Origin of the sequence: Magnetofaba australis IT-1 (assembly GCF_002109495.1) — a bacterium.
Classification (GTDB): Bacteria; Pseudomonadota; Magnetococcia; order Magnetococcales; family Magnetococcaceae; genus Magnetofaba; species Magnetofaba australis.
The window spans coordinates 112,131-125,451 of record NZ_LVJN01000014.1 but is presented as its reverse complement, the minus strand read 5'-3'; the positions used below and the strand labels follow the sequence as shown (position 1 = coordinate 125,451).

Here is a 13,321-nt window from a genome sequence, read left to right as displayed (position 1 = left end):
CCATGACCATCTCAGATTCCGACTATCAAGCGTGGCTGGCGAATCCGGCTGCGGCGCGGGAGCTATTGCTCGAAGCCCAGGCTTATCGCAACGGGACTATCGATACCCTGCGCCTGTCGCGCATGGGCTACATCAGCCATGCCAGCGACTCGCCTGCGCACAGTACCTATGACGGGCTTATCATTGAGCCAGTCACCATCAGCCGCCAATTGAACGGCCTCTCCGGTCAGGCATCTCGCGCCTGGGGTGACATCGTGTTCGCCAACCCTGAGGGGCTGATGGACGTCTGGCTCACCGAGGCCATCTTTACTGGGCATCCGGTATCGCTACGGTTGGGCGACCCAGCGTGGCCGCTTGCCGATTTCCGCACTGTGCTCACTGGCGTGGGCGGGCGACTAAGTTACGCGGGTGCGGCGCTGCGTTTGGAGGTCCATGACCACGGGGCAACGCTGGATCGCCCCGTACAGTCCAATCTACTCACCAGTGGCCCAGAAACGGACAATCCAAAACCTCTCCTTTACGGCAGGGTTTACAACGCCAGCCCGGTGCTCATCGATGCCGCTACGCGCGTTTATCAACTCCACGATGGCGCGATGCAGTCGGTGGATGCGGTGCGCGACAACGGCGTTTTGCTGACGACGGGTACGGATTACAGCGTCGATTTGGCCAATGGGACGGTCACGCTGGTCTCTGAACTAGCCGGGCAGATCACCTGTGACGCTAGCTCCGCTACGCAGACCGCTGCCGACATCATTCAGGCGTTGGTGACGCGCGACGCGCTCACCTCTGGTGACTTGGACGCCGATGCGTTCACGGCTCTCAATACCCAATGCCCGCAGCCCCTGGGGCTCTACATCCGGCAGCGCCGCAATTTGGTGGAAGCCATCAACGAGGTCTCCGCCAGCATCGGCGCGTGGTGGGGCTTTACGCGCTTGGGCAAATTCACCGTGGGTCGGATGCCAGATTTGTCGGCGCCGGGCGATCCAGTCTTAGACCTGGGCCCGGACGACCTGCATGCGGAGATTCCCCGGCATGAGCCACTTGACGCGCCGCCATGGCGCGTTCGGCTTGGCTACCACCGGCATTGGAGCGTGCAGAATGCCGATGGCTTGGCGGGGGCGGTGTCTGCTGAGCAGCGTTCAGCTTTCTCAACCGAATACCAAACGACGTCGGCGTCAGATACCGCCATTCAGACTCAATGGCCGTTGGCCTCTGACCCTGACCAAGCGCCCACATTGTTGGCCGACGAGGCGGATGCGTCAACCGAAGCGTCTCGCCGTCTGACGCAGAACCAATCCGCGCGCAACAAGTGGACATTTCGCACCCAGGCTGGGGCATTGGTCGCCGATCTGGGCGGCATCGTGCGCATAACTCATATCCACATTCCCGGCTGGGAGAGTGGACGTAGCGGCATCGTCACCGCGCTGCGCGAAACGCCCTCTGATAACCGCATCGACATTACGCTGGTCACGTCATGAGAATTGTACCCGAAAACCTCGCCGACCAGGCCACGCTGACCTGTGCGCCAACGCCATTGGCGGAGCAACCGGTCACCCATCTCCAGGATCTGCGCCGTCAGCGCATGATGCGCACCGTGAATGCCGCAGAGCATGTGGTGTCCGCAACGTGGGGCGCGCCGCAGCGCATCTCCTGCATCGGTCTGTTTGGCCACAATATGCGCAAATCCAATGCGCGCTGGCGGGTGGAGCTGTTCTCCGATGATGCTTGGACCAACAGCGTCTACGACTCCAGCGTGATCCCCATGACGGTGGTGAAGGGGTTTCGCGCGCTCACTTGGCGCGTCGATACATGGCGCGCGACCATCTTCTCTGATCGGGGTTCCGCATTCTCGGTGCTATGGCTGGAGGAGAGCTTCGCCATCCAGTCCCTGCGCATCACGCTCTCCGATACCGCCAACCCGGAGGGCTATCTGGAGGCTTATCGACTGCTGGCAGGTTTGCACTGGCAGCCAAGCCGTGGCCCCGCCTTCAGCGCTACTCTTCAGGTCAATGACCCTACCGAGCTCACTGCCACTGCGGGCGGCACTCTGGCGGCAGTCTCCAGAGGCGCGCCTACTCGCAAACTCTCCATGGAACTCCGCTGGATGACGCGAGACGCCGATGCGCGCCGCTTGGTGGAGATGCTGACCAATCAGGGCAAGCGCAAGCAGATGCTGGTCTCTCTCTTTCCCGGGGCGAACACTGGAGAGGAGATCGACCACAACATTCTGGGCCGCATCAGCGACTCCCCACAGATCGCCATCATTCATCCTCAGCGCGCCCGCGCCAAATTGACCTTCACCGAGGGCTGAGCCATGAGCAATCAGATTCCCAGCAACATCACCGATGATGCCTACGCCGATGAGATCGAGGGCGGATTCCGCGCAATGCTGGTTGGCCATAACGCCGATGGCAGTCACAAAGCCAATATCGATGCCGTGATCGGCGCCATCTACGCCGAAACCTCTGTCGTTGCGTACGTTTCCTCCACCCAGTTCACCGTGGTGGGAGATGTCACCGCCACCTACATCGCAGGGCGGGCCATCAATGCGGTCTCCTTGGGCGCCAATGTCTGGAGTCATGTGGTCAGCGCCAGTTTTGATGGCGGTAGCGGACTGACCACCGTCACCGTCAGCGATGCGGTGATACCGTCTGACTTGCAGCAAATCCTCTATGGCATCATCACCGATGAGCGACAGTTGCCGGAGATGGGGTTTCTCAAAGCCGATGGCTCCGAGCCCTCCACCGGGCTGCAAGAGTTTCAGGCCGGGATTCAAACGCCGCTGTGGCGCATCTCCTCTGCGACCAACAAAGCCATCATCTACAAGCCCGATGGGACCAGTGAGGTTTTCAAGATTGACCTCAACACGGGGCAAACATCAATCCCTGGCTATCTCCTCATGGGCGCCATGGGCAGCGCCAACTTCGGAAATGGCGGCAGTACGGAAGATCCCTCCCACGCGCCCACCCTGTGGATTGGCGATCCACCTCCGGATCAACCCTGGAGCAACTGGTTTGGCGCAGGGCGCGGCTTCTTCGTGCGCAAGACCCGCTGGGGTTCGAACACCTGGCACAAGATCTATCTCTGCTCCCTCTATGACGGTTCGCGCATCGAGATCTTCGATCAAGGACCGGCTCCAACTGGGATTTTCACGCTGCCAATGGTGGAAGCAGCGAGGCTTTTCGATTCCACTCCGGCTCCCACGGCACCTACGGAGAGCAGAACGGACACGCCCTGGTGCAGATCGAAACCGGACGTCCCAACGGCGGGTGCCGCGCATTTGGCGTCAAAGACGACAACAACGGCAACCTGTTTCGCATTGAATCTGGCGGCAACGTCTACGCCAAGGGCTCCATCAACGCCAATACCGCTGACTTTGGTGAGTTGATGGAGTGGGAGGATGGCAATCCTGACAATGAGGACCGGGTCGGTCTGCCCGTGGTGCGCGCCAAGGACGTCGATGGTCAGCCCAATGGAAAAGTCCGCATCGCCACCCTTGATGACGACCCAAACGAGATCTTTGGCGTCATGTCCGGCACAGCCATATTGGTGGGCAATACCTTTGAGGATGAATGGGCCGAAAAGGACCTGCGTGATGCATACGGGCGCATTCTGACAGAGCCCTGCGTCCAACTGTCCTGGCAGGACGAGAATGGAGAACGTGTCTTCTACCATGAAGACCGCATCCCCGAGAGTGTATTCATCCCGGATCTGATCATTGATCAGGATGATCCCAAGCCCACGACAACCGACCCGGAGACCGGCAAAGCCGTCAATATGAGCGAGCGGCTCTACGCAGTGCGGCGCACGCGCAATAGCGATGGCCAGCCCCTTATGCGCAATGTGCAGAATCCTGCCTATGATGCAAGCCGAGCATACATCGGCCGACAATACCGCCCCGAGTGGGATGTGATCGGTTTTCTGGGGCAGATTCATCTGCGCGCAGATGTCCCGGTCAATCCTCGTTGGATGAAACTCCAAGATGCCGGGGAGGGAGTGGAGGTGTGGCTGGTGCGGTGAGTGCCAATAACCCGCGACGGGAGGCGTGCTCAATCTGGCACAGAGCGGTATGGCGGCTCAATACGCTGGAAAGTTACCCCTCTCAATTTTGGGTTTTGTGCAGTTGTAAACACCTTACTTTCAAAATGACCTCCTGTCTAAGGTGTAGGAGTTGAGATCAGGGAATATCCCAAAGCATTGAATTGATGTGTAGTTGTTTCTACAGGTATTTCAGAGACATCTTAAATTTCTAAGCTGAGGCATTGCAGCAGAAACAAAACTATCTGGAAATGCTCATTCCAAGGCCCATGAGAAAAAATACACTTAAAAGGTGAAATATTCTTGCAAGGCAAATTGCATGCGAATTATATTTAAAATTGTGTGTTTTGGATTACCGTTGTGTTGTCAATCAGTTGGCGTGCGCTGTAGGCAGATGAGCGGTGCAACGCTCCCGATATGCAGAGCCCACTGGGAGTCAGGGGTTCCGCCTGATCAGGCAGTGCGCGCCTCAATTTGATTGGCTGCGCACAGGGTGGATCTGTGGTGCGTCCGCTCTGCTGAAATTTGTAGAGGAACGCTCCGTCTACACCTGTCTGGACCATTCTATGTCCAGTTCGGCAGGCGGGCGATTTTGTATGCCGAGTTACGCTTAAGGTGAGCGTAACGACGAATTTGACGGGGAGTTGAATATGCGTCGTCAGTTTATATTCTTAAACGTTTTTCTAGCCGTGTTGGCGATGGTGAGTGATTGGAGCGCTCCTGAGCCGGTTGCCGCGGCGACCAGCTTCACCACCCGAAGCGGCGCAGCCAACACCTTCTACATTTATGACCCTGCGGGGCCGCTCACCTCCACCAGCACAGATATGAGTAGTAAGCTACAGACCCCTGAGACCGATTTGCGCGGCATCCATGGCCCCGGCAACAGTTATGACGCGAAGTTGATCATGGGGGACTTCGATGGCGATGGGCTGGATGATTTTGTGCGCCAGAGCACTTTGGCCTACAACTCCAGCGAACCGCCCGTAACGGTCTACTACCGCCACAATCCCCATTGGGATCAAAACCACAAGAAATTCTATGTCCACAAGATGAGCAGCGCGGGGTTATCCGCTCTGCAGACGAATCTGCGCGACCCCGCTACCGTGAAGATCAGTCGCGCCAATTTCAATCGTGACGGCAAAGACGATCTGTTCTTACTGCGTAAGGTCGGTACGGTCTGGAAGGCCTATGCGCTGATGAGTTCAGGAGCGCGGGACGGCAAATTCAATACATATTGGGACCTGAGCGGCAGCTTTTCGTTCAGCGATAACCAAACGCCATATCTGGGCGACTACGACGGCGACGGGTATACCGACCTGATGGTTGTGGACAAAACCACTGACGGCAAGTCGGTCAAAGTCTATTACAACGAATATGCCAAAAAGACGGGAACAGAGAGTTTTAAGTGGTCCGCCGCCTTCACTATCTATGTGGAAGGCACTGAGTGGGTCGCCGGCGAATCGGACAACGCCAAAACGGTCAACGCCCTGACCAATGATTCGTTAAATATCATTGTCGGAGATTATGACGGGGATGGGCGGGACGATTTCATTCGTCAGGGTAGCGGCGCGACCAGCCCCAACAGCAACTATCAGGTCTATCTGTCGAAAAACATTCCAGGGTCCCATTTGGTGGCGTCATTCAAGGCATATAAAATGAGCGCTTCCGGGGTTCACACCTCTCCGAAGCTGGATATCAGTGGCAATAAAATCATTCCCGGTGATTTCAATGGCGACCGTCGCATGGATTTTATCCGCCAGGAGTATGGCGCCTGGGATAATGATAATGTCGGCACCGCGCATCTCTATCTTGCCACAGGCGTGCAAGAATCGGCTAGCGGCTCCAATATAAACACGTTCAATTTTCGCGTTGTGAATCTTGAGCTGGGGCGCACCGATCAAAGCAGTTGGACTGTCAATACGACTTTTCAACATGACAATGGATGCCACCTGTTACCCGCCGATTTCAATGGCGATGGCCGTGACGACGTGTTCCGCCAGGAGACCTATGGTTGGGGGCACTTGGATAAGAATGTCGGTACAGCCCGGATTTTCTATTCCACGTGGTACGACACGTTCGCTGAAAGTGAGGTGTCGAAATGGAAACCCTATTTTCAACCGGAGCTGGTGTCGCACTTAGGCGTGGTGTTGGCGTTTTTCCAAGATCATGATGGAAAGTTCTACTATTCGGCGCGTGATCCCAAGAATGGCTCTTGGCAAGCCAAAAAGGAGTTGCCCGCGTCAGGTAACTCTGATGTTGTTACGAAGAACAAACCTGTGGTCGTATCCTGGGAAAACGCAGATACTCGACTCAGTGTGCTATCTGATGATAGTTACATCTACCTGTTCCGCATTAATACTGATGGGGACATGTACGCCGACCGTTTTACACTCAGTAACGCCACAGATGAGGCCAACAATAAATCCGAGGTTCTGTTGTTAAGGCCGCAGGAGATGCGGTACAAGCTCTCCGGTTCCAGAACGAATCCAGAGGTGGGGAGCGATACGAAGGACGAATGGTCTCTGTACGATAAGAAGGGGAACCCGTTTCTGGAGGAGAGCCGCAAGGTCGTCAAGTTCACTGGCCAGAAAGGGACCGACAAGAAATTCTCAAGCGGAGGTATAGCTGACCCATTCAAAGTGCTATTGGTTCCGAGCGGTTTCCCTGGCGTGAAACGGTGGGTTCTCATCTCCCATTACGTGGAGAATAGCACGCCTGAGATTCATATTCAGTCGCAGTTACGCAGCGAGGATGGTTGGTTCGCAACCGAGGACTTGAAAATTCCCTATTCGGAGTCGAAAACCACGGCGCAAGCAAAGGGATTCACTGATCTGGAAATTGATCCCGTGGACGCGACGAAGGTCAAAAACCTGGTGCTCAACCACTATCTTGAGCACACCATCACAGCAAGTGACCTGCCGGGTATTGACGCCAGTAATCTGACATACGGAAAAATCGATAGAGGTAAATATGATTTTATCGACGCGGTTGTGACCAACCAGAAGGTTGAGGGCGATTTAACCACAGAAGATGGCCAGAAGAAACTGAAGGCATCCAAGTCGTTGGTGATTAGCACGGGGAAGACTCCCGTTGCAATCCATCTGAATCTCCATGTGGATGGCTGGATCGATACCAGTGAGATCAAAAAATCCAGTGAAGCGACAGAGGGGCAAAACGTTGTCTATGGTCTTGATGCTACTCCAAGAGCCAGCAGAAAGCGGCTACTGAACAGCGTGGATGGCAAGCTCTATATGTACACTGCCGGTGGGTATCTCGAATCGCATAGCAAACACAGCCAACTTCGCTACGCCTATGATCCCACCAATAGCACCATATCCAGCCGCTGGAAGATGTGGTCGGCCTATGAAGGTCGTCTCTACAATACTGGGAATGATATTCAATACTTCGACAAGACCGTGCCGAGCGTGATTGAGGTGCCCAACTTCCGCACAGTGAGATATGAAGAGACGCCGGGAGACGTCAAGCAAGAGTTGTTCGGCAGCTTTGAACGGATCTTCCTTTTCACTAAAGGAGATGGAACCGGTCCCGTGCGCTCTATGGTGCTGCGTCCTAAAGGCAAGCTACGCGGCAAGTTCTTGAAAACGGTGTCAATTGACCCGACGATTATTGGCTATATCGAAGGCGCGCCGCCGGTGCCCATGATAAACATGCAGCCAGGCAATGATTACAGCGATACCAGTAGCGTCAGCTTGAGTAACACAACCAGCACCGACACGACTTGGAGCCAGGATTTGGACTGGGGCGTGATGGCGAAGATTGAGGGCCCCGTGGGCCCCAGTTCAGAAGTCGTACCGGAACGTTTTGCCTTTGCCGTTGAAGCGAGCTACGATTTCAGCTACCACCGCAGCAGATACCAGTCACAAGAGATTACCCAGGATAGCAGCCACGCCATGTTGGGCTATTCAGCAACGGCTGTGCCCACAGACAATAAGAAGATCTACGGGACCGCGGGCGGCGCCGGAAAAGAGCGCGTGGGCTGCAACTACTCCCCACCCAATGTCAGCACGGCGGACGCGATTTGGGTGGAGGGCTATTGGTGCCCGATGAACACCGGCTATGTTCTGCTACAGAGCACTCAGCTCAGCCTCTATGCGCTCACCAACGAGGATGAGCAGGGCGTCGAGCACTACTACGGCCTATCCCTGGGCCCAAAAGATGATGGGCTGATAGAAAAAACAGCCATAGCATTCAAGATCAACGGTAACTATACCCGTCAGGGCGATTTGAAAAGCTACGCCTCACCAGAACGCGCCGATATAGAAGAATTTAGCCGGATCATCAAAGATCACGAAGCGGGCGTCCGCACGCGTTATTTAAACCACGCAGGCTACAACGCTTTCGCTTCTGTTCCAGGTTTCAGTAGCATTGCCTTGACCAGTATGGTGGACAAGTACGCATGGAACGCGCGTGGCGGCTCGTATCGACAGAGCACGAGCAATATGTATGGTATGGGAGTCTCGCTGGGCGCGGCTATGAATCTTTCCGCTATGGTAGGTGTGTCCTATTGGGATTTGATGGCGATGGGCGGCGGCTATTTTAATATTTCTTCTAATGAGGAAACCAACAACACCGACGGCTTCGCGATGTCGGTGAATGTTGATCCGGAAGAGTCTGGATTGTACTCCGATGGCGTTACGCCAGCGGAGGACAGCTACGGCAAGGTGGATAGTTACGCCGTGCGCTCCTTCTTTTTCGCGCCCAGCATGAAAAACTTTCAGGTGTTCGTGAACACAGTGGTGGACCAGAACTGGTTGTCCAGCAATGACAACGATGCCATTTCGTTGCGTAACGCCATCAATGGACGACCGAATCAGGTGTGGCGACTGGCTCACCGCGTGACGGCGCTTTCCACGCTCTACAGAGGGTTGGATGAAACCAAGGCGGAGACCTCATTGACCACGCTGAACGACGCTGCTGCGACGACATCCACTGGAATCACTTCCGACGCCGCCTTCTCGGCCTGGATGGCGCGTGTGGAGTCCAAGCTGGACCAGATCATTGGCAAAGTTGATGTGGTCAATCAAAACATCAACACGCTGCGCACCCAAATGGGCCAGGCCAACTCAGAGTTCCTGAAAATCATTCAGGGGAATACTGGTTCGAGCTCGACAAGTGGTTCGAGTAGTTCAAGCAGTAGTTCAAGCAGTAGTTCAAGCAGTAGTTCAAGCAGTAGTTCAAGCAGTAGTTCAAGCAGTAGTTCAAGCAGTAGTTCAAGCAGTGGCTCGACAACGCCTGCGACTACGACCATCGCTAGCAATGAGCAAAACTGTCGTATGGTAGCAGTAGTCGGAAGAAGGGGGCGGACAACTTATAATCAGGTGTGTGAATAGTCCCTGCACATATTGGGCCGATAAAGCGGCAAGGTGATAGGCTTTAGTTGCCACCTCGGTATTCAACAGGATTGTAAGTATGAGTATGATCAGTAATCGAAAGAGTACACAGTGTGCATTGGCCGCATGTGCCCTGTGGTCGCTCACGCCGCCTTCAGCGCAGGCCAATGCGCTCGGCTGCTCGCCATGTGAAGGGTTCGGCGCTGTCGCCACACAACTGGATGACAACCCGAAGCCGGATCTGGCCTATGCCTGGGTCGCCCAGGGCAAGGGCTACTATGGCGTTTCAGCCAATCTGGCCAATGAGCGCAGCGGCGAGGCGGAGCGTTTCAACAAAGACGGCAAGATGCTGGATTATCCCCCGGTGGCGTGGAAGCCGCTGGGCGATATCCCTGGCGCAACGGCGGGCGTGGGTCTGGCTGCGGGCAAAATTGACCAGAACGCGGCGCCGGACCTGCTCTTCGCCTGGCTGGATGAGAAGGGCGGCATCCATTATCGCGTGGGTATGGACGCCGACGCCAATGGGGTCGCAGCCTGGAGTGACGCGATTTCGGCGCCGGGTCAGGTCGTCGGCAAGAGTCGCGGTCTGGGCGCGGCGATGGCGGAACTCACCGGCAACGCCCGTCCGGAGTTGGTCGTCGCCTGGGGCGTGGTGCAGCCGGACGGCAAGGCGCGCGGCTACTACCGCGTAGGCTTTGATCTGGATGAGAAGGGCGCGGCGAAAAGCTGGAGCGAACCTTTTCCCGTCGCCAACGGCGCCGCTTTGAACACGCTCGGGGTAGAGCTCAAGGGCGTTGGTCTGACCCTAGAGAACGTTGACCTGAACTATGCACTCGATTTGATCTTCTCCTGGAGCGCCAGCGCCAAGGGAACGGGCACCTTGCTGATGAACGTGGGGCTTAATCTTGATGCGCAAGGCCGCGCGCGTGGCTGGAGCGATAAGGTCACGCCGTTGCCCATGGTCGCCATTGGCGGAGCCGGGGCGGGTCTGGCGTCGGCGCGGGTGGATAACAAGCCCCAACCCGACTTCATCGCCGCTTGGGGGGCGCCGCAAGGGTTCCCGGGCGGGGTGCGCGAGTATGTGGCGTTGAACCAGGAGCCCGTGCCCGCTTATCAGCCCACGGAAGCGGATCTCAACACGCAGGGGGACGAGACGACCGGACTCAGCCGGGCGTCGGTCAACACGCAGATAGCCAAGGGGATCTATAGTCCCGCCATGTTGGAGGAATACGTCCGCGCACACATGACCGACACGCCGATCATCCCCGAGCAGATCGAGCAGGTCAATCGCGCCTTGGACGCTTTGGCCGTGGATGATACGGTGCGGGGCGAATTGGAAGCCTTGATTCTACAGCGATTGGGCATTCAAAGCGGGGCCCTGTAAATGCCGCGCGGTATGCGCGCGCTGCAATGAGATCACTCCATGGCCAAATTTGCCTATACTGCGTTGGACAAAGGGGTCAAACGCAGCGGAGAAGTGGACGCATCGGACCGTCGCGAGGCGGTCGGATTGTTGCGTCAGATGGGACTCAAGCCGACCTCTGTACAAGCTTGCGACGAGTCAGCGGAGGGCGTGGGCGGCGCGTCAACAGAGGGTTCGCTGTTCGCCTTCAAGAAAGCCGTCAAGCCAAAGGAGATAACGCGGGTAACGCGGCAGATGGCGACTCTGCTAAACGCCGGTTTTCCTCTGGCCAAGGCGCTGAAATTTATTAAGAAACAAGAGAAGATTCCGCAGTTGTCGGATGCCCTCGGTCAGGTGGATGAAGATGTGCGCGCCGGGGCAACCCTGTCGGAGGCGCTGACTCGACATCCGGGCTATTTTAACGCGCTGTATGTCAATATGGTCCGCGCAGGCGAGACTGGTGGAATCCTCGATCAGATGGTGGAGCGTTTGGCGGACATGCGCGAAGCCGATGAGGAGTTGGCCGCCAAGATCAAGGGCGCGATGACCTACCCTGCGTTGATGATGTTGGCGATGTTGGGTTCGATCTTGATTCTGTTCGTTTTCGTCATCCCCAAGTTTGCGGTGATGTTTGAAGACATGGGGCAGGCGTTGCCAACGCCGACGCTGATCATGCTGGGGATCGGCGATGTGCTGCAGCAGGGGTGGTGGCTGATTGTTGGAACGCTGGTGGGTCTGTATGTCGGCGTGCATACCTATGGTCAAACGCCTAATGGACGTCTGACACTGGACCGGATTCAACTCAAAACGCCGTTAATCGGCGATTTTGTTAGTAAGGTCGCCATGGCGCGACTGTGCCGGATTATGGGCACCTTGTTGGATTCGGGCGTGCCGTTGCTGACTACCTTTGAGGCCGGTAAAGGGGTGGCGGGCAATGCGGTGATCTCAGATGCGATAACCGGATCGCTCAACGCCATACGCGAGGGTGGACGCATCGGACCGACGTTTGCGGCGACTGGCGCGTTTCCGGAACTGGTGACGGAGATGATTACGTTGGGCGAGGAGTCTGGCCGGGTGGGCACGATGATGCTGAAGGTCGCCGCCATCTACGAGCGCCAGACGGATGAGACGGTGAAAACCCTCACCTCCATCCTGGAGCCCGTCATGATCCTGGTGATGGGGGGCGTTGTCGGCATGGTGGTGGTCGCCATGCTGATGCCCATTTTTGAAATGAATCTGATTGGTGGCTAAACGGGGAGAAACGGTGATGGCGCGTGCGGTTTTCGCCTTGGTTTTCACGCTTGCGGCCAGCGTTGCGTCGGGGGTGTCGCACGCCCAGTCGGCTGCCTCCGATTTTAGCGCGCCGCCAGCGCCGAATGTTACTTCGGAGCCGTTGAGCCTGGAAGGGATGTCGACTCTGCTGGAAAAATTAGATTTGTTACGCAGCGACGTGCAGCGGGTGACAGATACGCAGTGGGAGTATCGTCTGATGCAGCGTAATCGGTTGGAGCAATTAGAGCCGCGCTTGGCGGAGCTGGGCGATGCGGGGTGGGAACTGGTGGGCGTGACCCGCGATGAAGGGTTTGTGTTCAAGCGACGCAAAGGGCGCGCGTCCTCTGACGCCAGGCCATGAGTGCAATTGACAGAGGCTTTTCCCTGATCGAGTTGCTGGTGGTTATGGCGATCATGAGCATTGCCTTGGCGGTGGTTGCGCCGCGCTTTTCCGACCGCTTGACCACAAGCCGCCTGTCGAACGCGGCCAGAAGCTGCATCACGATGGCGCAGATGGCGCGGTTTGCCGCTCTAAAGAGCGAGCATCTGATTTGTCTGCGTTTATCCCAAAGCGGGAGGGCGCTGATGGTAACCGAAGCGAATGCGCATGATGTCTGTTTGCCGGAGGCGGCTCAGGCGGATGGAATGCCTGCGCCCCGCACTCTACCGGAGAGCGTGACGGCGGTTTTTCAGCCTGTTGGAGGGCAGCAGGGCGCGGCGCGCAATCAGTTGCGATTTTGGCCGGACGGTTCGTCCGATGCCGGAACAATGACGCTGGCGGCGCCAGGCGCTGAGGAGTTGGTATTGGTCATGTCGGCCCCGCTTGGCCGTTTGAAATTGGCGCCATGAGACGCCGTCGGTTGTGTGCTTGGTTTGGCATAAGCACAGGCTTTACGCTGCTGGAAGTGATGGTTGCGCTAGCGGTGCTCGCTGGCGGATTGAGTGCGGTTCTGAGCGTGTTTTCCAACGCGGCGTGGTCTACGGGTTTGGCCAGCGACTATGGCCGTGCGCGCGATCTGGCCGAGAGCCGGTTGGTCCTGGCGGTGACCAATCACCCGCTCCAGGCAACCCGTGAAGATGGAGATGATGGGCGTTTTCACTGGCGTATTGAGGTGTCTGAGGATTCGCGCCAGAAAGCGCTGTTCCATATTGTGTCAATCGTCTCATTTGTCCGTGGTGGGCAGAGCCGGGATGTGCGCTTGGAGACGTGGGAAGCTCAACGGATATTGGAGCGTCAGGGTTTGAAGGAAAGCTGAAA

Annotated in this window: 10 protein-coding genes; all 10 read left to right on the top strand. The window is 56.8% G+C overall.

Annotated elements, in window-relative coordinates:
- Nucleotides 1-2 precede the first annotated feature (2 nt).
- The 10 genes from MAIT1_RS02090 to MAIT1_RS02050 all read left to right on the top strand — a co-directional run bounded on the left by MAIT1_RS02090 (nt 3) and on the right by MAIT1_RS02050 (nt 13,319).
- Nucleotides 3-1,478, top strand: coding sequence for a hypothetical protein (locus tag MAIT1_RS02090; protein ID WP_085440360.1), 1,476 nt, complete (start codon nt 3-5; stop codon nt 1,476-1,478).
- On the top strand, nt 1,475-2,311 hold the full coding sequence (locus tag MAIT1_RS02085) for a hypothetical protein (protein WP_085440359.1): 837 nt from the start codon (nt 1,475-1,477) through the stop codon (nt 2,309-2,311). Before MAIT1_RS02090 ends, MAIT1_RS02085 begins: the two co-directional genes overlap by 4 nt.
- 3 nt (nt 2,312-2,314) lie before the next feature.
- Complete coding sequence (locus tag MAIT1_RS22170) at nt 2,315-3,388, top strand: hypothetical protein (RefSeq protein WP_241893397.1); 1,074 nt, start codon at nt 2,315-2,317, stop codon at nt 3,386-3,388.
- Nucleotides 3,385-4,020, top strand: coding sequence for a peptidase G2 autoproteolytic cleavage domain-containing protein (locus tag MAIT1_RS02080; RefSeq protein ID WP_338038434.1), 636 nt, complete (start codon nt 3,385-3,387; stop codon nt 4,018-4,020). Before MAIT1_RS22170 ends, MAIT1_RS02080 begins: the two co-directional genes overlap by 4 nt.
- A 668-nt stretch (nt 4,021-4,688) precedes the next feature.
- Complete coding sequence (locus tag MAIT1_RS02075) at nt 4,689-9,389, top strand: FG-GAP repeat domain-containing protein (RefSeq protein WP_085440357.1); 4,701 nt, start codon at nt 4,689-4,691, stop codon at nt 9,387-9,389.
- A gap of 118 nt (nt 9,390-9,507) precedes the next feature.
- Nucleotides 9,508-10,773, top strand: coding sequence for a hypothetical protein (locus tag MAIT1_RS02070; RefSeq protein WP_085440356.1), 1,266 nt, complete (start codon nt 9,508-9,510; stop codon nt 10,771-10,773).
- A 39-nt stretch (nt 10,774-10,812) separates the two neighbouring features.
- Nucleotides 10,813-12,042 carry a type II secretion system F family protein gene (locus tag MAIT1_RS02065; RefSeq protein ID WP_085440355.1) on the top strand — a complete coding sequence of 410 codons (1,230 nt, stop codon included), beginning with the start codon at nt 10,813-10,815 and terminating at the stop codon, nt 12,040-12,042.
- A gap of 16 nt (nt 12,043-12,058) precedes the next feature.
- Complete coding sequence (locus MAIT1_RS02060) at nt 12,059-12,424, top strand: hypothetical protein (protein ID WP_085440354.1); 366 nt, start codon at nt 12,059-12,061, stop codon at nt 12,422-12,424.
- A complete protein-coding gene (locus MAIT1_RS02055) occupies nt 12,421-12,912 on the top strand; it encodes a pilus assembly FimT family protein (protein ID WP_085440353.1) in 492 nt (163 codons plus the stop codon). The genes MAIT1_RS02060 and MAIT1_RS02055 overlap by 4 nt, the downstream gene beginning before the upstream one ends.
- 11 nt (nt 12,913-12,923) lie before the next feature.
- A complete protein-coding gene (locus tag MAIT1_RS02050) occupies nt 12,924-13,319 on the top strand; it encodes a type IV pilus modification PilV family protein (RefSeq protein WP_158089261.1) in 396 nt (131 codons plus the stop codon).
- The last annotated feature ends 2 nt before the right edge of the window (nt 13,320-13,321 follow it).